The sequence below is a fragment of the Bradyrhizobium denitrificans genome (assembly GCF_013179005.1).
Taxonomy (GTDB): Bacteria; Pseudomonadota; Alphaproteobacteria; order Rhizobiales; family Xanthobacteraceae; genus Bradyrhizobium; species Bradyrhizobium denitrificans.
The window spans coordinates 21461-43153 of sequence record NZ_JABFDP010000005.1 but is presented as its reverse complement, the minus strand read 5'-3'; the positions used below and the strand labels follow the sequence as shown (position 1 = coordinate 43153).

At 63.7% G+C, this 21693-nt stretch carries 22 protein-coding genes; 1 reads left to right on the top strand and 21 read right to left on the bottom strand.

Annotation, left to right across the window (positions count from 1 at the left end):
* Positions 1–12: 12 nt before the first annotated feature.
* The 18 genes from rplE to rpsL all read right to left on the bottom strand — a co-directional run bounded on the left by rplE (position 13) and on the right by rpsL (position 10910).
* Positions 13–570, bottom strand: coding sequence for a 50S ribosomal protein L5 (gene rplE / locus HL671_RS06285; RefSeq protein ID WP_012045039.1), 558 nt, complete (start codon positions 568–570; stop codon positions 13–15).
* Entirely contained in the window at positions 563–877 is a 315-nt protein-coding gene (rplX, locus tag HL671_RS06280; protein WP_012045040.1) for a 50S ribosomal protein L24, read from the bottom strand. The genes rplE and rplX overlap by 8 nt, the downstream gene beginning before the upstream one ends.
* Positions 877–1245 carry a 50S ribosomal protein L14 gene (gene rplN / locus HL671_RS06275; protein WP_006611848.1) on the bottom strand — a complete coding sequence of 123 codons (369 nt, stop codon included), beginning with the start codon at positions 1243–1245 and terminating at the stop codon, positions 877–879. Before rplN ends, rplX begins: the two co-directional genes overlap by 1 nt.
* A gap of 98 nt (positions 1246–1343) precedes the next feature.
* On the bottom strand, positions 1344–1592 hold the full coding sequence (gene rpsQ / locus HL671_RS06270; RefSeq protein WP_006611847.1) for a 30S ribosomal protein S17: 249 nt from the start codon (positions 1590–1592) through the stop codon (positions 1344–1346).
* Positions 1593–1602: 10 nt separating this feature from the next.
* The gene (rpmC, locus tag HL671_RS06265; RefSeq protein ID WP_006611846.1) at positions 1603–1809 is read right to left on the bottom strand and encodes a 50S ribosomal protein L29; all 207 of its coding nucleotides are present in this window, start codon (positions 1807–1809) and stop codon (positions 1603–1605) included.
* Positions 1810–1814: 5 nt separating this feature from the next.
* Entirely contained in the window at positions 1815–2228 is a 414-nt protein-coding gene (gene rplP / locus HL671_RS06260) for a 50S ribosomal protein L16 (protein WP_008963467.1), read from the bottom strand.
* Positions 2229–2268: 40 nt separating this feature from the next.
* Positions 2269–2979: a 30S ribosomal protein S3 gene (gene rpsC / locus HL671_RS06255; protein ID WP_012045041.1), complete on the bottom strand. Its 711-nt coding sequence runs from the start codon at positions 2977–2979 to the stop codon at positions 2269–2271.
* Between the two features lie 19 nt (positions 2980–2998).
* On the bottom strand, positions 2999–3379 hold the full coding sequence (gene rplV, locus HL671_RS06250) for a 50S ribosomal protein L22 (RefSeq protein WP_006611843.1): 381 nt from the start codon (positions 3377–3379) through the stop codon (positions 2999–3001).
* A 10-nt stretch (positions 3380–3389) separates the two neighbouring features.
* Positions 3390–3668 carry a 30S ribosomal protein S19 gene (gene rpsS / locus HL671_RS06245; protein WP_008963465.1) on the bottom strand — a complete coding sequence of 93 codons (279 nt, stop codon included), beginning with the start codon at positions 3666–3668 and terminating at the stop codon, positions 3390–3392.
* Between the two features lie 12 nt (positions 3669–3680).
* Entirely contained in the window at positions 3681–4514 is an 834-nt protein-coding gene (gene rplB, locus HL671_RS06240; protein ID WP_012045042.1) for a 50S ribosomal protein L2, read from the bottom strand.
* A gap of 12 nt (positions 4515–4526) precedes the next feature.
* Positions 4527–4826, bottom strand: coding sequence for a 50S ribosomal protein L23 (locus HL671_RS06235; RefSeq protein WP_012045043.1), 300 nt, complete (start codon positions 4824–4826; stop codon positions 4527–4529).
* Positions 4823–5443, bottom strand: a complete 621-nt coding sequence (gene rplD / locus HL671_RS06230; RefSeq protein ID WP_012045044.1) for a 50S ribosomal protein L4 — start codon at positions 5441–5443, stop codon at positions 4823–4825. Before rplD ends, HL671_RS06235 begins: the two co-directional genes overlap by 4 nt.
* Positions 5444–6163: a 50S ribosomal protein L3 gene (gene rplC, locus HL671_RS06225; RefSeq protein WP_012045045.1), complete on the bottom strand. Its 720-nt coding sequence runs from the start codon at positions 6161–6163 to the stop codon at positions 5444–5446. It abuts the gene before it with no gap.
* 57 nt (positions 6164–6220) lie between these two features.
* Entirely contained in the window at positions 6221–6529 is a 309-nt protein-coding gene (rpsJ, locus tag HL671_RS06220) for a 30S ribosomal protein S10 (protein WP_002712302.1), read from the bottom strand.
* 89 nt (positions 6530–6618) lie between these two features.
* Positions 6619–7809, bottom strand: a complete 1191-nt coding sequence (tuf, locus tag HL671_RS06215; protein ID WP_008963462.1) for an elongation factor Tu — start codon at positions 7807–7809, stop codon at positions 6619–6621.
* A gap of 39 nt (positions 7810–7848) precedes the next feature.
* The gene (gene fusA, locus HL671_RS06210) at positions 7849–9921 is read right to left on the bottom strand and encodes an elongation factor G (protein WP_012045046.1); all 2073 of its coding nucleotides are present in this window, start codon (positions 9919–9921) and stop codon (positions 7849–7851) included.
* 33 nt (positions 9922–9954) lie between these two features.
* Complete coding sequence (gene rpsG / locus HL671_RS06205) at positions 9955–10425, bottom strand: 30S ribosomal protein S7 (protein WP_012045047.1); 471 nt, start codon at positions 10423–10425, stop codon at positions 9955–9957.
* A 113-nt stretch (positions 10426–10538) separates the two neighbouring features.
* A complete protein-coding gene (gene rpsL, locus HL671_RS06200; protein WP_006611834.1) occupies positions 10539–10910 on the bottom strand; it encodes a 30S ribosomal protein S12 in 372 nt (123 codons plus the stop codon).
* Positions 10911–11550: 640 nt separating this feature from the next.
* Here rpsL and HL671_RS06195 point away from each other — a divergent pair.
* Positions 11551–12795, top strand: coding sequence for an FAD-dependent oxidoreductase (locus HL671_RS06195; protein ID WP_172235898.1), 1245 nt, complete (start codon positions 11551–11553; stop codon positions 12793–12795).
* On the opposite strand, the gene HL671_RS06190 is transcribed toward HL671_RS06195, so the two are convergent.
* From HL671_RS06190 to rpoC, 3 genes are all read right to left on the bottom strand, one after another.
* A complete protein-coding gene (locus tag HL671_RS06190) occupies positions 12711–14804 on the bottom strand; it encodes an ABC transporter ATP-binding protein (protein ID WP_172235897.1) in 2094 nt (697 codons plus the stop codon). The genes HL671_RS06195 and HL671_RS06190 overlap by 85 nt on opposite strands.
* Positions 14805–15013: 209 nt before the next feature.
* On the bottom strand, positions 15014–17077 hold the full coding sequence (locus tag HL671_RS06185) for an FAD-dependent oxidoreductase (protein WP_012045050.1): 2064 nt from the start codon (positions 17075–17077) through the stop codon (positions 15014–15016).
* Between the two features lie 336 nt (positions 17078–17413).
* Entirely contained in the window at positions 17414–21613 is a 4200-nt protein-coding gene (gene rpoC, locus HL671_RS06180) for a DNA-directed RNA polymerase subunit beta' (RefSeq protein WP_012045051.1), read from the bottom strand.
* Positions 21614–21693 lie beyond the last annotated feature (80 nt).

The window sequence follows — 21693 nt, the reverse complement described above, 5'->3', positions numbered from 1 at the left end:
CTGGTCAGCTGCTCACTGCCGGAACGGGAAATTGAATGCGGTCAGAAGGGCACGGGCCTCGTCATCGGTCGCCGCGGTGGTGCACACCGTGATGTCCATGCCCCAGCTCTCCCCGGCCTTGTCGAAGTCGATCTCGGGGAAAATGATGTGCTCCTTGATGCCGAGCGAGTAGTTGCCGCGGCCGTCGAAGCTCTTCGGGTTCAGGCCGCGGAAGTCGCGGACGCGCGGCAGCGCGACGTTGATCAGGCGGTCGATGAACTCGTACATCTTGGCCTTGCGCAGCGTGACCTTGCAGCCGATCGGCTGGTTCTCACGCAGCTTGAAGGTCGCGATGGCGACGCGCGAATAGGTCACGACCGCCTTCTGGCCGGCAATCAGCGACAGATCGGCCGCCGCCGTCTCCGCCTTCTTGCGGTCGTTGACGGCCTCGCCGATGCCCATGTTCAGCACGACCTTGTCGAGCCGCGGCACCTGCATGACGTTGGCATAGCCGAACTTCTCGGTCAGCGCGCTCTTGATCTTGCGATCATATTCCGTGCGGAGGCGCGGGGTGTAAGCGGTCTCAGCCATCGATCTCAACTCCCGAGCTCTTGGCAACGCGGACCTTCTTGCCGTCCGCCTGAACTTTGAATCCGATGCGCGTCGGCTTGCCGTCCTTGCCGACATAAGCGACGTTGGACAGGTGGATCGGCGCTTCCTTGGTGATGATGCCGCCCTCCTGGTTCTGCGTCTGCTTCTGGTGACGCTTGACCAGGTTGATGCCGCGCACCAGCGCGGTCCCGGCATCGGGACGCACTTCGAACACCTCGCCGGTGCGACCCTTGTCGCGACCGGTCAGGACGATCACCTTGTCGCCCTTGCGGATCTTGGCAGCCATCACAGCACCTCCGGGGCCAGCGAAATGATCTTCATGTGGTTCTTGGCGCGCAGCTCGCGCGGCACCGGCCCGAAGATACGGGTGCCGACCGGCTCCGACTGGTTGTTGATCAGAACGGCCGCGTTGCGGTCGAAGCGGATCACCGAGCCGTCGGCGCGGCGGATGTCCTTGCGGACGCGCACCACGACGGCCTTCATGACGTCGCCCTTCTTCACCTTGCCACGCGGAATGGCTTCCTTGATCGACACCACGATGATGTCGCCAACGGTGGCATAGCGGCGCTTCGAGCCGCCCAGCACCTTGATACACATGACACGGCGTGCGCCGGAATTATCGGCCACGTCGAGGTTGGTCTGCATCTGAATCATTGATGCACCTCGTCCTCTTCATCTGCTGCGCAGGAAAGCTGCGCCTTGTTTGGTCCCGAAAGCGAAACCGGCCCCTTGGGAGGGCCGCGTTCCGCGCCTCAGGCGGTTTTCTTGTGCTCGCCCCGGACCACGGTCCAGCGCTTCAGCTTCGAGATCGGCTTGCTCTCCTCGATCCACACCATGTCGCCCGGCTTGAACTCGTTGCTCTCGTCGTGGGCGTGGTAGTTCTTCGAGCGGCGGATGGTCTTCTTGTAGATCGGGTGGGTGAAGCGCCGGTCGACGCGCACGACCACGGTCTTGGCCTGCTTGTCGCTGACGACAACGCCCTGGAGGGTCCGTTTCGGCATGTCGAGCCTCTTACTTCGTCTTGGCGCGCTGCTGCGCGGCGATGGTCTTGATACGGGCGATGTCGCGGCGCGCCTCACGCAGGCGAGCGGTGTTCTCCAGCTGCCCGGTGGCGCGCTGGAAGCGCAGGTTGAAGCGCTCCTTCTTCAGATTGACGATCGCATCGTCCATCTGGTCCGGGCTCATCGCGCGAATGTCGGCAATCTTCATCTCGGCCATGACCATTACTCCGCAATGCGTTCGACGAAGCGCGTCTTGATCGGCAGCTTGGCGGCCGCCAGCAGCAGCGCCTCGCGCGCGATCTGGTTGCTCACGCCGTCGATCTCGAACATCACCCGGCCCGGCTTGACGCGGGCCACCCACAATTCCGGCGAGCCCTTGCCGGAGCCCATGCGGACTTCGGCCGGCTTCTTCGACACCGGAAGGTCTGGGAACACGCGGATCCAGACGCGGCCGGCGCGCTTCATGTGACGGGTCAGGGCACGACGGGCAGCCTCGATCTGGCGTGCGGTGACGCGATCCGGCTCCATCGCCTTCAGCCCGAACTGGCCGAAGGCCAGCGTCGCGCCCGAGGACGCAACGCCGTGGATACGGCCCTTATGCGCCTTTCGGAACTTGGTCTTCTTTGGTTGCATCATGGCTTTGAGCCCTCAAACCTGTCTTGTCGCGGCTGATCGATCAGGCCGCGTCGCGGCGCGAGCGCGGCTGCGAGCTCTCGCCGCCGCCTTCGTTCATCCGCTTGTCCTGTGCCATCGGATCGTGCTCGAGGATCTCGCCCTTGAAGATCCAGACCTTCACGCCGCAAGTGCCGAAGGTGGTGAACGCAGTGGCCACACCGTAGTCGATGTCGGCGCGCAGCGTGTGCAGCGGCACCCGGCCCTCGCGGTACCATTCCATGCGGGCGATTTCCGCGCCGCCCAGACGACCCGAGCAGTTGATGCGGATGCCCTCGGCGCCCAGACGCATCGCCGACTGCACAGCGCGCTTCATGGCGCGGCGGAACGCGACGCGGCGCTCGAGCTGCTGGGCGATCGATTCGGCGACCAGCGTGGCATCGAGCTCCGGCTTGCGGATCTCGACGATGTTGATGACGACGTCCGACGAGGTGATGTCAGCGACCCGCTTGCGCAGCTTGTCGATGTCGGCGCCCTTCTTGCCGATCACGACGCCAGGACGCGCCGAGTGGATCGTCACGCGGCACTTCTTGTGCGGACGCTCGATCACGATGCGGGCGACGGCCGCCTGCTTGAGCTCCTTGTGCAGGATCTCGCGGATCTTGACGTCTTCATGCAGCAGCTTGCCGTATTCGGCCTTGCCGGCGAACCAGCGCGAATCCCAGGTCCGGTTGATGCCGAGACGCAGACCGATCGGATTGATCTTTTGACCCATCGTATTCTCCTAGCGCTCTTTAAGCGCTCGCCTCGACCTGACGAACAATGATCGTCAGCTGCGAAAACGGTTTGAAAACCCGGCCCGAACGGCCACGACCGCGCGGCGAGAAACGCTTCATCACGATTCCCTTGCCGACGAAAGCCTGCGAGACGACGAGATCGTCGACCTCGAGCTCGTGGTTGTTCTCGGCATTGGCGATCGCCGATTCCAGGCACTTCTTCACGTCGACCGCAATCCGCTTGCGCGAGAACTGCAGGTCGGCGAGGGCTGCCGACGCCTTGCGGCCGCGGATCATCTGCGCCACCAGGTTCAGCTTCTGCGGGCTCACCCGAAGCATCCGGGCCACAGCCTTGGCCTCGTTGTCGGGGAGGCTCCGTTCGCGCTTTGGTTTGCTCATCGCTTAATCCTCAAGCCTTCTTGGCTTTCTTATCGCCCGAATGGCCGTGGAAGGTGCGGGTCGGCGAGAACTCGCCGAACTTGTGGCCAACCATTTCCTCGTTGACCGCGACCGGCACGTGCTTCTGGCCGTTGTAGACGCCGAACGTCAGGCCGACGAACTGCGGCAGGATGGTCGAGCGGCGGCTCCAGATCTTGATGACGTCGTGACGGCCGGACGCGCGCGCCGCATCTGCCTTCTTGAGCAGCGACGCCTCGACGAACGGGCCTTTCCAGACTGAACGAACCATGTCCGTCGTTCCTTACTTCTTCCGCTTGTGGCGGCTCAAGAGAATGAATTTGTCGGTCGACTTGTTGGTGCGGGTCTTCTTGCCCTTGGTGGGCTTGCCCCACGGAGTGACCGGGTGACGACCGCCCGAGGTACGGCCTTCGCCGCCGCCGTGCGGATGGTCGATCGGGTTCATCGCGACACCGCGGTTGTGCGGGCGACGGCCCATCCAACGCTTGCGGCCGGCCTTGCCGATCGAGGTGTTCATGTGGTCGGGGTTCGACACCGCACCGATGGTGCCGCGGCAACGGCCATGCACCAGGCGCTGCTCGCCCGAGTTCAGGCGGACGATCACGTAGTCCTGGTCGCGACCGACGATCTGGGCGTAGGTGCCGGCCGAACGCGCCAGCTGACCGCCCTTCCCGATCTTCACCTCGATATTGTGCACGATCGTGCCGACCGGCATGTTGCCGAGCGGCATGACATTGCCCGGCTTCACGTCGACATAGTTGCCGGCGACGATGGTGTCGCCGACCGCCAGGCGCTGCGGCGCCAGGATGTAGGCGAGCTCGCCGTCCTGATACTTGACCAGGGCGATGAAGGCGGTGCGGTTCGGATCATACTCCAGGCGCTCGACGGTCGCGGGAACGTCGACCTTGTCGCGCTTGAAGTCGACCATGCGGTACGACTGCTTGTGACCGCCGCCGAGGAAGCGAACCGTGATGCGGCCGGTGTTGTTGCGACCGCCGCTCGACAGCTTGCCTTCGGTCAGCGCCTTGACCGGCTTGCCCTTGTACAGGGCCGAACGATCGACCATGACCAGCTGGCGCTGGCCCGGCGTCGTGGGGTTGAATGTCTTCAATGCCATGGCAGCTGAGCCTTACAGTCCGGTGGTGACGTCGATCCGGTGGCCCTCTTCGAGGGTCACGATCGCCCGCTTGCTGTCCGATTGCGAACCGAAATGGCCGCGGAACACCTTGGTCTTGCCCTTGCGGACGAGCGTGTTCACGCTCTTGACCTTGACGTCGAACAGCTTCTCGATCGCCTCTTTGATCTGCGGCTTGGTCGCCTTGGCGGCCACCTTGAACAGAACCTTGTTGTGCTCGGAGGCGAAAGTCGCTTTCTCGGTCACGACCGGCGCGAGGATGATGTCGTAGTGGCGCGGATCGATGGTCTTCATTTGAAGCGCGCCTCCAGCGCATCGATCGCCGCCTTGGTCAGAACGAGCTTCTGGCGGCGGAGAATGTCATAGACGTTGATGCCCTGGATCGGCAGCACGTCAAGGTTCGGGATGTTCCGGGCCGCAGCGGCGAAGCCGTTGTGCAGCTCGGCGCCGTCGATGATCAGCGCGTTGGTCAGGCCGAGACCCGAGAAGTGGCCGATCAGCGCCTTGGTCTTCGCCGCCTCGAGGGTGGCGTTCTCCAGCACGACCAGATCACCGTCCTTGGCCTTGGCCGACAACGCATGCTTCAGCGCCAGCGCGCGCACCTTCTTCGGCAGGTCGGTCGCATGCGAGCGCACGACCGGACCGAAGGCACGACCACCGCCGCGGAACTGCGGCACGCGCGCCGAGCCGTGACGGGCGCCGCCGGTACCCTTCTGCTTGTACATCTTCTTGCCGGTGCGCCAGATCTCGGCGCGGCCCTTGGCCTTGTGCGTGCCGGCCTGACGCTTGTTCAGCTGCCACTGAACACAGCGCTGGATGATGTCGACGCGCGGCTCAAGACCGAAGATGGCGTCGGACAGCTGGACAGAGCCAGCGTCCTTGCCCTCAAGCGTGGTGACTTTCAGTTCCATTTATGCGCCCTCCTGCACGGCCGGCGCTTCGGCAGCCTGCTCACCCGCGACCTTGAACTTGCCGGGCTTCGGCGCTTCCTTCGGCAGCGGCTTCTTCACGGCGTCGCGCACCGAGATCCAGCCACCCTTGGAGCCGGGCACCGCGCCTTCAACCAGGATCAGGCCGCGCTCGACATCCGTCTGCACCACCCGCAGGTTCAGCGTGGTGACGCGATCGACGCCCATATGACCGGGCATCTTCTTGTTCTTCCAGGTCTTGCCGGGGTCCTGACGGCCACCGGTCGAACCGATCGAACGGTGCGAGATCGACACACCGTGCGTGGCGCGCAGACCGCCGAAGTTCCAACGCTTCATACCGCCGGCGAAGCCCTTACCGACCGTGGTGCCGGTGACGTCGACGAACTGGCCGACGACGAAATGGTCGGCGAGGATCTCGGCGCCGACCGGGATCAGCGAATCCTCGCTGACGCGGAACTCGGCGACCTTGCGCTTCGGCTCGACCTTGGCGACCGCGAACTGGCCGCGCTCGGCCTTCGGCATGTAGACCGTCTTGCGGCTGCCGCTGCCGAGCTGCAGCGCGACATAGCCGTTCTTCTCGGTGGTGCGGTGACCGACCACCTGGCAATTGCCGAGCTTCAGCACGGTCACGGGGATATGTTCGCCGGTCTCCGTGAAGACCCGCGTCATCCCGACCTTTTGTGCGATCACTCCGGAGCGCATCGGCGTGCTTCCTGTTCTTCTCTATGTCCGCGATGAGGCGGACGTGAATCCAAAAACTTAGAGCTTGATCTCGACGTCGACGCCGGCCGCCAGATCGAGCTTCATGAGAGCATCGACGGTCTGCGGGGTCGGATCGACGATGTCGAGCAGGCGCTTGTGGGTGCGCATCTCGAACTGCTCGCGGCTCTTCTTGTCGACGTGCGGCGAACGGTTCACGGTGAACTTCTCGATGCGGGTCGGCAGCGGAATGGGTCCGCGAACCTGCGCGCCCGTCCGTTTCGCCGTGTTGACGATCTCGCGCGTCGACGTATCGAGGATTCGATGGTCGAACGCCTTGAGACGGATGCGGATATTCTGGCCGTTCATTGCCGTATCTTTCTTTGAGTAGTGAGTGGCGAGTAGCGAACGGCGAATGGAGATCTCCATTCGCCACCCGCCATTCCCTATTCGCTTTGTTACTCGATGATCGAGGCGACGACGCCAGCGCCGACGGTGCGGCCGCCTTCACGGATGGCGAAGCGCAGCTTCTCTTCCATCGCGATCGGCACGATCAGGTGCACTTCCATCGCGATGTTGTCGCCCGGCATCACCATCTCGGTGCCTTCCGGCAGGTGAACGACGCCGGTCACGTCGGTCGTGCGGAAGTAGAACTGCGGACGGTAGTTGGTGAAGAACGGCGTGTGACGGCCGCCCTCTTCCTTGGTGAGGATGTAAGCCTCAGCCTTGAACTTGGTGTGCGGCTTGACCGAACCCGGCTTGCACAGCACCTGGCCGCGCTCGACGTCCTCGCGCTTGGTGCCGCGGAGCAGCGCACCGATGTTGTCGCCAGCCTGGCCCTGATCGAGCAGCTTGCGGAACATTTCGACGCCGGTGACGGTGGTCTTCTGGGTCGGACGGATACCGACGATCTCGATTTCCTCACCGACCTTGATGACGCCGCGCTCGACACGGCCGGTCACCACGGTGCCGCGGCCCGAGATCGAGAACACGTCTTCGACCGGCATCAGGAAGGGCTGGTCGATCGGACGCTCCGGCTGCGGAATGTACTCGTCGACATTGCGCATCAGCTCGAGGATGGCGTCGTGGCCGAGCTTCTTGTCGGAATCTTCCAGAGCGGCCAGCGCCGAACCCTTGATGATCGGGATCTTGTCGCCCGGGAATTCGTACTTCGAGAGCAGCTCGCGGACCTCGAGCTCGACGAGCTCGAGCAGCTCCGGATCGTCGACCATGTCGCACTTGTTGAGGAACACGACCAGCGCCGGAACGCCGACCTGGCGGGCGAGCAGGATGTGCTCGCGGGTCTGCGGCATCGGGCCGTCAGCGGCCGACACGACCAGGATCGCACCGTCCATCTGGGCGGCGCCGGTGATCATGTTCTTCACGTAGTCGGCGTGGCCGGGGCAGTCGACGTGCGCATAGTGGCGGTTCTGCGTCTCGTACTCGACGTGGGCGGTCGAGATGGTGATGCCGCGAGCCTTCTCTTCCGGCGCCTTGTCGATCTGATCGTAGGCAGTGAACGTCGCACCGCCGGTCTCGGCCAGGATCTTGGTGATGGCAGCCGTCAGCGACGTCTTGCCATGGTCGACGTGACCGATGGTGCCGATGTTGCAGTGGGGCTTGTTACGTTCAAATTTAGCTTTGGCCATTTGACTCTCCGTTCAGTCGCTAAGCTGAGCTAACGACAATCAGGCAAACTTCTTCTGGACTTCGGCCGACACGTTGGCCGGCGCTTCAGCGTAGTGCGAGAACTGCATCGTGAAGGTTGCGCGGCCCTGGCTCATCGAGCGCAGGTTATTCACGTAACCGAACATGTTCATGAGCGGCACCATCGCGTTGATGACGTTGGCATTGCCGCGCATGTCCTGGCCCTGGATCTGGCCACGACGCGAGTTCAGGTCGCCGATGACCGAGCCGGTGTAGTCTTCCGGCGTGACCACTTCGACCTTCATGATCGGCTCGAGCAGAACCGACTTGCCCTTCTGCAGCGCCTCGCGGAAGGCCGCGCGGGAAGCGATTTCGAAGGCCAATGCCGACGAGTCGACGTCGTGATACTTGCCGTCGACCAGCGCGACCTTGACGTCGACCACCGGGAAGCCGGCGACCACGCCAGCGCCGAGCACGCTCTCGATGCCCTTCTCGACGCCGGGGATGTATTCCTTCGGAACCGCACCGCCGACGATCTTGGACTCGAACACGTAGCCACCACCCGGCTCGTTCGGCTCGACCACGAGGCTCACGGCCGCGAACTGGCCGGTACCGCCGGTCTGCTTCTTGTGAGTGTAGTCCACATTGGCCGGCTTGGTGATGCGCTCACGGAACGCCACCTGCGGCGCGCCGATATTCGCATCGACCTTGTAGGTGCGCTTCAGGATGTCGACCTTGATGTCGAGATGGAGCTCGCCCATGCCCTTGAGGATGGTCTGGCCCGACTCGTGATCGGTCGACACGCGGAAGGACGGATCCTCGGCGGCGAGCTTCGCCAGCGCGATGCCCAGCTTCTCCTGGTCGGCCTTCGACTTCGGCTCGATCGCGATCTCGATGACCGGCTCGGGGAATTCCATCTTTTCCAGGATCACCTGGTTGTTCGGATCGCACAGCGTGTCACCGGTGCGGGCTTCCTTGAGGCCGGCGAGAGCGACGATGTCGCCCGCATAGGCTTCCTTGATGTCCTCGCGGTTGTTCGCATGCATCAACAGCATGCGTCCGATGCGCTCCTTCTTCTCGCGGGTCGAGTTCACGACGCCGGTGCCCGAGGTCAGGATGCCCGAATAGATGCGGCAGAAGGTGATGGTGCCGACGAACGGATCGTCCATGATCTTGAACGCGAGCAGCGACAGCGGCTCCTTGTCGTCCGCCTTGCGCACGACCTCGTTGCCCTTGTCGTCGGTACCCTTGATCGCGGGCACGTCGAGCGGTGACGGCAGATAATCGACGACGGCGTCGAGCAAGGGCTGCACGCCCTTGTTCTTGAAGGCGGATCCGCACAGCACCGGATAGAACGCGCCGGACAGCACGGCCTTGCGGATCAGCCGCTTCAGCGTCGCCTCGTCCGGCTCGGTGCCTTCGAGATAGGCCGACATGGCGTCGTCGTCGAGCTCGACGGCGGCTTCCACCAGCTTCTCGCGATATTCCTTGGCCTGGTCGGCGAGCTCAGCCGGGATCTCGACATGGTCGAACTTCGCGCCGAGCGACTCGTCGTTCCAGACGATCGCCTTCATCGTGACGAGGTCGATACAGCCCTTGAAGTTGTTCTCCGCGCCGATCGGCAGCTGGATGGCAACCGGCTTCGCGCCCAGGCGGTCGACGATGTCGGCCAAGCACTTGAAGAAGTCGGCACCGGTCTTGTCCATCTTGTTGGCGAAGACGATGCGCGGCACCTTGTACTTGTCACCCTGACGCCAGACCGTCTCGGTCTGCGGCTCGACGCCCTGGTTGGAGTCGAGCACGCACACGGCGCCGTCGAGCACGCGCAGCGACCGCTCGACTTCGATCGTGAAGTCGACGTGGCCGGGAGTGTCGATGATGTTCAGGCGCTTGCCGTTCCAGAACGCGGTGGTGGCAGCGGAGGTGATCGTGATGCCACGCTCCTGCTCCTGCTCCATCCAGTCCATCGTCGCGGCACCTTCGTGCACTTCGCCGATCTTGTGGCTCTTGCCGGTGTAATACAGGATGCGCTCGGTCGTCGTGGTCTTACCGGCGTCGATATGCGCCATGATGCCGAAGTTACGATAGTCTTCGATGGCGTGTTGGCGGGGCATGGATCTGTTCCCTGATTTCCGTTCGGGCCGCTGTTACCAGCGGTAGTGCGAGAAGGCGCGGTTGGCTTCAGCCATCCGGTGCACGTCTTCGCGCTTCTTCACGGCGTTCCCCCGGTTGTTCGAGGCGTCGAGCAGCTCCGCCGAAAGCCGCTCGGTCATCGTCTTTTCGTTGCGGTCGCGCGCCGCCGAGATCAGCCAGCGAATGCCCAGCGCCTGCCGGCGGGTCGAGCGAACCTCGACCGGCACCTGGTAGGTCGCGCCGCCGACGCGGCGGGAGCGGACCTCGATGGTCGGCATGACGTTGTCGAGCGCCTGCTCGAACACCGTCAGCGGGTTCTGCTTGGTCTTGCTCTCGATGATGCCGAAGGCGCCATAGACGATGCTCTCGGCGACCGACTTCTTGCCGGCATACATCACGGAGTTCATGAACTTGGTGACGATGATGTTCCCGAACTTCGGATCCGGCAGAACTTCACGCTTTTCGGCAGAATGACGACGCGACATCTGGGTTGTCTCTTCTTGCTCGTGATGGCGAGGATCACCCCGACCACCTCCGATTAAATCCTTCGTTTGATATCCCCGGGCCCGACCCGGGAACGATCTTCGCTCCGCTCAGATCACTTCGGACGCTTGGCGCCGTACTTCGAGCGGCGCTGCTTACGGTTCTTGACGCCCTGCGTATCCAGCACACCGCGCAGGATGTGATAGCGCACGCCCGGCAAGTCCTTGACGCGGCCGCCGCGGATCATAACCACCGAGTGCTCCTGCAGGTTATGGCCCTCACCCGGGATGTAGCCGATCACCTCGAAGCCGTTGGTCAGGCGCACCTTGGCGACCTTACGAAGCGCCGAGTTCGGCTTCTTCGGAGTCGTGGTGTAGACGCGCGTACAAACACCACGCTTCTGCGGCGACTGCTGCAGCGCCGGCACCTTCTTGCGCGACTTCTGCACTTCGCGCGGATTTGCGATCAGCTGGTTGATCGTCGGCATCTTGGCCTTCACCCTTCTCAACGTTCGCACGGAAACCGCGATGGATTTCCGCAAATTCTGTTCGAGGCTCCCCGCCTCACCGGTCCGCCCAGCGCGACGAAAATCCGCGCAAAACGAAAGCGCGCCAACCGTTCATCGCTGAACGGAAAGCGCTCGACGCCACAGAGGACCGCGATCACCACCATCAAGCTTGCGCTGACGGCGGCCTACCGAGGTCATGCATCCGAAATTGGTCTCAAGAGAACGCGCTCGAGAGATCTAAAATCGTTCTGGCATTGCCTAGCTATGATCGACAGCGTTTGAGCGGCATTCGTCGAGGTTGGTGCCCGTTCTGCCCTGTTGAGGGCGGTCCGGGTGATCCGTACCGACGCTGGCGAAGCTCACCGCCTGTCGTTGAGTGCGCGCCTTTTATAAGCGGTAAATATCCAAGTCAAGCAAAACGACGCCGCAGGCTGCGCAAACAGGGCATCGCCGCTTCGCCGCGTCTCAGCCGGTCCCCAGCTCAGCGGGCCGTGAGGTATCCAGGGACCCGCTTCGCGCCGGTCAGATCGCCTCAAGCAGCCTCGGTAATGATCGGAAACAATGAAGATAAGGCTTTTTTCGGGTTTCAGCGCCAAGGATGGCCCCGACGAGGCGCCAGATGACCCGATACACCGACATTGCGATCATTGGCGGCGGCCTGGCCGGCTCGATTGCCGCTGGCATGCTCGGGAGGGCTGGAATCGCCGCGATTCTGGTCGATCCCCACACCGTCTACCCGCCCGACTTCCGAATCGAGAAGATTTCCGGCGCTGAGCAGATCGCGCGATTCCGGCGCACCGGAGTCGCCGACAAGGCCCTGCGCCAGGCGACGCTGGCGTTGGAAAACTGGATCGCCCGATTTGGCTACGTCCTGGACCGGGCGCCGGTCCCGCAATACGGCATCATGTACGACGCGCTGGTGGCCGCGGTGCGGGAGGAGATTCCCGATTCCGTGACGCGAATCGTCGCCAAGGCGGTCGCAATCACCGCGAGCGAGGAGCGGCAGGAGGTCACCCTCTCCGACGGGCAGACGGTGTCGGCGCGACTGGTCGTGCTCGCCAACGGGCTGAATGTCGGGCTGCGACATATGCTGGGAATCACCCGCAAGATCACCAGCCCATCCCATTCGATCTCGGTCGGCTTCGATCTCGCGCCCGTCGGGCGCCCCGCCTTCGCCTTTCCCGCGATGACCTATTTCCAGGAGCGGGCCAGCGCGCGCGTTCCCTACATCACGTTGTTCCCGATCGGCGAGCGGATGCGCGCCAATCTGTTCGCCTATCGCGAAGCCGATGATCCCTGGGTGCGGGCGATCCGGCGTAACCCGGCTGAGACGCTGGACGCCGCCCTGCCTGGCCTGCGGCGGATCACCGGCGATTACGCTGTCACCGGCGAGGTCAAGGTTCGGCCGGCCGACCTCATGGTCAACAGCGGCGTCCGCATGCCGGGCGTGGTGCTGATCGGGGATGCCTTCTGCACCACCTGCCCCGTCACGGGCACCGGCTCCGACAAGGTGTTCACCGACGTCGAGCGGCTCTGCAACGTCCACATCCCGCGCTGGCTCGCGACCGACGGCATGGGCGAGGGCAAGATCGCCGCGTTCTATGACGATCCGGTCAAGACGGCCTGCGATGCGTGGTCGCTGCAGAAGGCCTGGCGGTACCGCGACATCTCGACAGGCACCGGCCCCTATTGGCTGGCGCAGCGCTGGGCTCGCTTCGCAGTGTCACTCGGCCGCGGCGTGCGGCACCGGCTGGCGACGAGCGGCGGACCGCTGAACGCCTATTCCTCGTCGTCATCCTCCTCGTCATCGTCGTCATCATCGTCGTCGTCATCATCATCGTCATCGCTGTCGTCGTCGGCTTGATCCTGCCGGCTCGGCTGGTGGCTCTGGTCGTCCCACAGCTTGCGATAGACGCCGTTCTTAGCCAGCAGCTCAGCGTGGCTGCCGCGCTCGATGGCGCGGCCCCCGGAAATGACGATGATTTCGTCCATCTCGACCACCGAGGTCAGACGGTGGGTCGACCAGATCATGGTGCGGCCCTTGGCGACCTTCAGCAGCGTGCGGTTGATCGCGGCCTCCGTGGTCTGGTCGAGCGCCGAGGTCGCCTCGTCGAGCAGCAGCACCGAGGGGTTGCGGATGATGGCGCGGGCGATGGCGATGCGCTGGCGCTGGCCGCCGGACAGCGTGTCGCCGCGCTCGCCGACGATGGTGTCGTATTTCTGCGGCAGGCTCATGATGTAGCGATGGATCTCGGCCTTCTTGGCCGCCTCCTCCACCTCGGCATCGGTAGCGCCTTCCTTGCCGAGGCGGATGTTCTCCCGCAGCGACATGTTGAACAGCATGTTGTCCTGGAACACGACCGCCATGCTGCCGCGCAGCGAATCGCGCGTGACCTTGCGGATGTCGACGCCATCGATGGTGACGCGGCCCTCATCGGGCACGTAGAGCCGCAGGATCAGGTTCAGCAGCGTGCTCTTGCCGGAGCCTGACGGGCCGACGATGGCGATCCGCTTGCCGACGTCGAGCTTGAGGCTGAGATTGTCGAGCACCGGCGTCTCGCTGCCCTCATACTGGAAGCTGACGCGCTCGAAGGTGATGTCGTGGCTGATGCGCGGCAGGTCCGGCGCGCCCGGCCGGTCGGCGCCGCGGGTCGGCTCGTCCAGCAGCTCCTGCATGTGGCGGATCGCGGCCGCCGAGGAGATCGACACCGGGAGGAAGTGCATGACGTGGGCGATGTTGTAGGACACCTCCCAGAACGCGCTCTCGAAGGTGACGAAGGTGCCGACCGTGATCTGGCCCTTGGTGGCGAGATAGGCGCCGATCGCGAGCACGACCAGGTGCAGCAGCAGCACCGCGATCGTCACAGTGCGCTCGACCATGGTCGAGAGGAACATCGCGTCCGCGATCTTCCGCCGGGCCTCGTCGTTGCGGAAGCTGAACCAGCCGAACACCTTGCGGTGCAGGCTGAACGCCTTGATCACCGCCTGGGCAGCGATGTTCTCCTGGATCACGCCGAGCAGCGAGGCTTCGTTGAGCTTCTGCTCGTAATTGGCCTGCACCGCCTTGGGCGTCAGGATGCGCGGGCCGATCAGCGTGATCGGGAACACCAACAGCGCGATTGCGGCGAGCTGCCAGTTGAGGAACAGCATCAGGATGATGCCGGCGATGAGCTCGAGCAGCGGCAACGCAGCGCTGTTGGCGAAGGTCTTGACCACGCCTTCGAAGGCCGACATGTCGACCGAGAAGCGCGACAGGATCTCGCCGCGCTTGGTGCGCTGAAAATAGGCCGCCGGCAGGTTCTGCACGTGATCGAACAGACGGGTGCGGACGTCTGAGATGATGCCAGCTGCCAGGCGCGCATCCCAGCGCTCATAGAGCACCGCGACGATCGAGGTGAAGATGCCGGCCACCGCCAGTACGCCGAGGATGCGATAGAGCGCCTCGAAATCCTCCTCGCCGAGCGCGTCGTCGATCAGGAACTTCAGGCTGAGCGGCATGATGACGTTGAACAGCGTCTCGATCAGGACGCCGATCGTCACGAAGGCCAGCATCTTCTTGTATTTGGCGAGCAGCGGCGAGACGAAGCCATAGATCGTGGCGAGCGCACCGGCGGCCTCGCGCGCGGTATAGACGACGAGCTCCTCGTCGTCGTCATCATCGTCGAGCTCGAGGCCGGCCGTATCGCCGTCCTCCTCGTCGTCATCCTCGTCCTCGACGAGCGGCGGCTTGTCGCTCGGCAACGTCTTTGCCGTTCCGGTTTTGGGAACCACGGGGACGGCTGCAGCCGTCGCCCCCGGTTTGTCCGGGGTGTCGGCCGGATCAGCGGCCGGCCTTGATTTCTGATTTTCCGGCGGTGAAGATTTGGGCGCCATTCAACGAACCGATCCTGCACGGCCATAGGACCGTAACGGATAAAAGCGGTCCGGCTTTAACACCTGTGTCCGCCGGCCGCCAGCGTTCTCGCAACACGGTGCCGCAGCCGCGGCCGAGCCGGCGGCTGTCACGCAACCAGCGACCGCCGCCGTTCGGAGACAAGGCCCGCAGCCTTACCCCAGGATGACGGGACGTCAGACGACAAGCCCTAGTCCTCGTCGTCCTCGACCTTGTCGAAGAAGGAGTAGCGCAGGCTGTCAGCGTCCGCGTACCACTGGCCCGGGCCCTTGTTGGCAGCGAGCGTCGCGGCCCACACCTCGTCGGTGCAGTCGCGGCGGTGCATCGCGAGGTCGAAGCCATTGCCGAAGAAAAGCTCGGACCATTCCCACCAGGTGCCGAGCTTCTTGACGCCGCGCAGCAGGTCGTAGCGGTCGACCAGCGCCGGCGCCATGTCCGAGGTGATCGACCCGAAGACCAGGCCGGTCTTGACCACGCGGTTCAGTTCGCGGATCGCCCGCGCCACCTGCTTGTCGCCGAGATGACAGAGGCTGGTCTCGAACACGAAATCGAACTCACCTGCCTTGAACGGCAGGTCGGTGATCGTGCCGAGCTTGTTGTACTTCTTCAGCGCCTTCGGCGTCTTGCCGTGGATATAGCGGTTGTTCTCGATGCCCCAGGCATCGATGCCGCGGTCGCGCAGCGCACCGACCAGCTCGCCACTGGCAGAGCCTGCGACGAGAAGCTTGTAGCCTTTGCCCTTGCCCTTGTTCCAGACGATCTTGATCAGGCTGGTCAGATAGTCCGGATCGGTGAACTGCGACCAGGCTTCGCTGTACGGCCCCTGCCCGCGGTAATTGTCGAAATAGTCGCGGTCGATCTTGTCCGACAGCGGCTTCTCCGCCTGCGCGCGGGCGCGGCGCAACCGCATCATCTCGGTCAGGATGATGTCGGTGGCGGCATCCGACGAATCGAGCAGGCCATTGAGCGTCGAATCGAACAGATAGTCGCCGACCACGACGATGCCGGGATGCTCCTTCGGCTCTGGCCGGTGATTCGTCATGACGTCGCGCACCGGCAGGCCGCCCGGCAACGCGTTCACCGACGACAGCCAGCGATGGATCTTGCCTTCCATGAAATGCGCCCGCGCATCGCCGAGCGCCGCCGGCAGCGATTTCAGCGCGGCGTCGATCAGCTCCTGATCGGACAGATTGGCGAAGGCCAGCGCATCGGAGCCGGCGATCAGCCAGTTCAGCACGCCGTGCTTGCCGACGTCGTGGCGCGAGCCTTCATTGTAGATGCAGCAGCCGCCGAACGCCTCGGACATGAACCAGGAGCCCGGGATCTTGTCGCCCCAGAACGGCGAATCGAACAGGATCGAGACGCGCAGGTAATGCGCGGGACGGTCGAAATAGGCGATGTGCTTGACCATCGACCGGCGCAGCTTCTCGCCTTCCCAGCCGACCGTCGACAGCCAGGAATGCGGCAGGCACACCAGCACGAGATCGAACTCGCGGGTCTCCGGGCCCTTGCCGTTCATCATGTTGAGCCGGTAGCGGCCCTGCTCGGTCTTGCCGATGCGCAGCACACGATGATTGAGCTGGATGTCGGCGTCGACCTCCGAGCGCAGGCACTCGATCAGCTGCTCATTGCCGTTCTGGATGGAATACAGACCGATATAGTCGTCGATATCCATCACGAAGTTCTTGAGCGCGTTGAGGCCGTTGGTGTTGTGGGCCTCGGTTGCGATGTCGGAGCGCGACATCACCTTGAAGAAGCGCTTGGCGGTGGGATCCTCGACCTCCTCGTCGAGCAGCTCCTCGCAGGTCTTGTAGGCCCAGGGGTGCTCGTTGTCGTGCGCGCCGACGCCCTCGTAATACTCGACCGGCGACATCACCTCGGAGCAGCGCTTGCGGAACGCCTCGACGGCGGCTGCCGTCTTCGGCCCGTATTTGCGGCGCAGGCCCGGCACGTCGTCGAGCAGCTCGCCGTCGAGCTGCACCTGAAGCGCGTCCATCGGAATCGTCTGCAGGCCGAAATGCTGGATCAGCTCGCGCAGCGGATCGGGCCCGGTCATCGAGTAGTCGTAGATCTCAGCGACACCCGCTTCATACATCGCCGGCGCCGTATCGAATTTTCGCGTCACGATCTTGCCGCCGAGCCGGTCGGAGGCTTCGAAAATCGTGACCTTGCAGAGATCGCCAAGCTTCCGTCTCAAGTACCAGGCGCTCATCAGGCCGCCCGGACCGCCACCAACAATCGCAAGGTCAAGCATCGAAGTTCCGCCATCTCCGGCTGTCAACGACATCGCCGGTCGTCCGTATCACGGGTCCCGCCACCCTTGGGGCTCGATCGGCCATAGCGCGCCCGAGCCGCTCGGAGTTTGCGCCTGAGCAAATCGGCGCATCGCCACGACGGACAAGGACATCAGCCTAGCGGATCTGATGCTCCCAGAAGCGCCTTTGTGCCTGAAGGATAGATGAACAACCGGGCAGCAGCGCGGCAACGGGAGAAGATAATGTCAAAAAAAGGCCGGCAACCGCCGGCCTTTTCTATCGTCGATGAACGAACGGCAGCACCTGACACCTCAGCTGCTGCCGCTCCGCTCGATTTACTCCGCCGGCGGCAGCGCCAGCGGCTGCGGCTCGGGCTGCGACGGCACGATCGCCGCCTGCTTCTCGCGCTCGTCGAGAATCAGCTTGTCGCGCTTCAGCGCAACCTCGCGGATGCGGGCCATGGAGGCGCCGGTGCCGGCCGGAATCAGGCGGCCGACGATGACGTTCTCCTTGAGACCCTCAAGCGGGTCGATCTTGCCATTGACCGCCGCCTCGGTGAGGACGCGGGTGGTCTCCTGGAACGAGGCCGCCGAGAAGAACGACCGGGTCTGCAGGCTCGCCTTGGTGATGCCGAGCAGAACCGGATTGCCGGTGGCGGGCTTCTTGCCCTCCTCCACGGCCTTCGCGTTCAGCGCGTCGAACTCGATCTTGTCGACCTGCTCGCCGGCGATCATGTCGGTGTCGCCCTGATCGGTGACCTCGATCTTCTGCAGCATCTGACGGACAATCACCTCGATGTGCTTGTCGTTGATGAGCACGCCCTGCAGCCGGTAGACCTCCTGGATCTCGTTGACCAGATAGGCCGCGAGTTCCTCGATGCCCTTGATCGCCAGGATGTCGTGCGGCGCCGGGTTGCCTTCGACGATGAAGTCACCCTTCTCGACGATGTCGCCATCCTGCAGATGGATGTGCTTGCCCTTCGGGATCAGGTACTCACGCGGCTCCTCGGTCTTGTCGACCGGCTCGATCGAGATGCGACGCTTGTTCTTGTAGTCCCGCCCGAACCGGATGGTGCCGGCGATCTCAGCGATGATCGCGGCATCCTTCGGCTTGCGCGCTTCGAACAACTCCGCCACCCGCGGCAGACCGCCGGTGATGTCGCGCGTCTTGGCGCTCTCGGTCGAGATACGCGCCAGGATGTCACCCGGCTTCACCGTCGTTCCGACGTCGACCGACAGAATCGCGTCGACCGACAGCATGTAGCGGGCATCGCCACCGCGGGCGAGCTTGAGCACCTTGCCATCCTTGCCCTTGATCACGATCGCCGGACGCAGATCCGCGCCACCGCGCGTTCCACGCCAGTCGATGACCACGCGCTTGGCGATACCGGTGGACTCGTCGAGCGTTTCGGAGATCGACAGACCTTCGGTCAGATCCTCGAACCCGATCGTTCCCTCCGCCTCGGTGAGGATCGGACGGGTGTACGGATCCCACTCGGCGATACGCTGGCCGCGCTTGATCATGTCGCCGTCGTCGACATGCATGCGCGCACCGTACTGGATGCGGTGCGTCGCACGTTCCGAACCGTCGGGGTCGACGATGGTCACGACCATGTTGCGGACCATCGCGATCAGGTGACCCTCGCTGTTGCGGGCGATCGCCTTGTTCTTGATGACCACCCTGCCTTCGAAGTTCGACTCGACGAAGGACTGCTCGTTCAGCTGCGCCGCGCCGCCGATGTGGAAGGTGCGCATCGTCAACTGGGTGCCGGGCTCACCGATCGACTGCGCGGCGATGACGCCGACAGCCTCACCATGGTTGACCGGCGTACCGCGCGCGAGGTCGCGGCCGTAGCACATCTTGCAGATGCCGTTGACCAGCTCGCAGGTCAGCGCCGAGCGGATCTTCACCTCCTGCACGCCAGCCTGCTGGATGGCGTCGATGTGGCTCTCCTCCATCAGCGTGCCGGCCTTGACCAGCACCGCATTGGTCGCGGGATCGCGCACGTCGTCGCAGGGCACGCGGCCCAGGATGCGCGAGCCGAGCGATGCCACCACCGTACCGGCATCGACGATGGCGCGCATCTTGATGCCGAGATGGGTGCCGCAATCGTCCTGCGTGATGATGCAGTCCTGCGCGACGTCGACCAGACGACGGGTCAGGTAACCCGAGTTCGCGGTCTTCAACGCGGTGTCCGCGAGGCCCTTGCGGGCGCCGTGGGTCGAGTTGAAGTACTCGAGAACCGAGAGACCTTCCTTGAAGTTCGAGATGATCGGCGTCTCGATGATCTCACCCGACGGCTTGGCCATCAGGCCGCGCATGCCGGCGAGCTGACGCATCTGGGCCGGCGAACCGCGGGCACCGGAATGCGACATCATGTAGATCGAGTTGATGTCGGCATCTGCTCCCGTCGCCGTCTTCTTGGTGACGGAGATCTCCTTCATCATCTCCTTGGCGATCTCTTCCGAGGCCTTCGACCAGGCGTCGACGACCTTGTTGTACTTCTCGCCATGGGTGATCAGGCCGTCATTGTACTGCTGCTCGAAATCCTTCGCCAGCGTACGGGTGGTGTCGACGATCTTCCACTTGCCCGCCGGCACGACCATGTCGTCCTTGCCGAACGAGATGCCCGCCTTGAAGGCGTTGTAGAAGCCGAGCGCCATGATGCGGTCGCAGAAGATCACCGTCTCCTTCTGGCCGCAGTGACGGTAGACCTGGTCGATCACGCCGGAGATTTCGCGCTTGGTCATCAGCTTGTTGATGATCTCGTACGAAATGCGCGGATGACGCGGCAGCACGTTGCCGAGCATGACGCGGCCGGCGGTGGTCTCGATCCAGCGCTTGGAGATCTTGCCGGTCTCGTCCATGCCCTCCCAGCGGTACTTGATCTTGCTGTGGAGATGGATCGCCTTGGCATGCAGCGCGTGCTCGAGCTCGGCCATGTTGCCGAACGTCATGCCCTGGCCGTTCATGCCCTCGCGCATGATCGAGAGATAATACAGGCCGAGCACGATGTCCTGCGACGGCACGATGATCGGCTGACCATTGGCCGGATGCAGGATGTTGTTGGTCGACATCATCAGGACGCGCGCTTCCAGCTGCGCTTCGAGCGACAGCGGGACGTGCACGGCCATCTGGTCGCCGTCGAAGTCGGCGTTGAACGCCGAGCAGACCAGCGGATGCAGCTGGATCGCCTTGCCCTCGATCAGCACCGGCTCGAACGCCTGAATGCCGAGACGATGCAGGGTCGGGGCGCGGTTCAGCAGCACCGGATGCTCGCGGATGACCTCGTCCAGGATGTCCCAGACCTCCGGACGCTCCTTCTCGACCAGCTTCTTGGCCTGCTTGACCGTGGTCGACAGACCCTTGGCGTCGAGCCGCGAATAGATGAAAGGCTTGAACAGCTCGAGCGCCATCTTCTTCGGCAGGCCGCACTGGTGCAGGCGCAGTTCCGGACCGACCACGATGACCGAACGGCCCGAATAGTCGACGCGCTTGCCAAGCAGGTTCTGACGGAAGCGGCCCTGCTTGCCCTTGAGCATGTCGGCGAGCGACTTCAACGGACGCTTGTTGGCGCCGGTGATGACGCGGCCGCGGCGGCCGTTGTCGAACAGCGCATCCACCGCTTCCTGAAGCATGCGCTTCTCGTTGCGGATGATGATGTCGGGCGCGCGCAGCTCCATCAGCCGCTTCAGGCGGTTGTTGCGGTTGATGACGCGGCGGTAGAGATCGTTGAGGTCGGAGGTCGCGAAGCGGCCACCGTCGAGCGGCACCAGCGGCCGCAGATCCGGCGGGATCACCGGCACGACGGTCATGATCATCCATTCCGGCTTGTTGCCGGAGTGGCGGAACGCCTCGACGATCTTCAGGCGCTTGGCGAGCTTCTTGTGCTTGATGTCGGAGTCGGTCTCCTGCATTTCGGCACGCAGCGTCTGCTCGAGCTTCTCCAGCTCGAGGCCGCGCAGCAGCTCACGGATGGCTTCCGCGCCGATCATGGCGGTGAAGCTGTCCTGGCCATACTCGTCCTGCGCCTTGAGGTACTCGTCCTCGGACAGGAGCTGACGGTCCTTGAGCGCGGTGAGACCCGGCTCGAGGACGACGTAATATTCGAAATACAGGATCCGCTCGAGATCCTTCAGCGTCATGTCGAGCAGCAGGCCGATGCGCGACGGCAGCGACTTCAGGAACCAGATGTGCGCGACGGGGGCGGCGAGCTCGATATGGCCCATGCGCTCGCGCCGGACGCGCGACAGGGTCACCTCGACCGAGCACTTCTCGCAGATGATGCCCTTGTACTTCATCCGCTTGTACTTGCCGCACAAGCACTCATAGTCCTTGATCGGCCCGAAGATGCGGGCGCAGAACAGGCCGTCGCGCTCGGGCTTGAAGGTCCGGTAGTTGATCGTTTCCGGCTTCTTGATCTCGCCGTAGGACCAGGACAGAATCTTCTCAGGGCTCGCGATCGAGATCCGGATCTGGTCGAAGACCTGAGCCGGGGTCGTCGGATTGAAGAGATTCATAATTTCTTGGTTCATCGTATTCTCCTCGCGTGCCGATCGGGGGTCGGCCGCAAATTCGAAAATCTCTTGCAGAGGGCGCCCTGTCCTGACCCGTG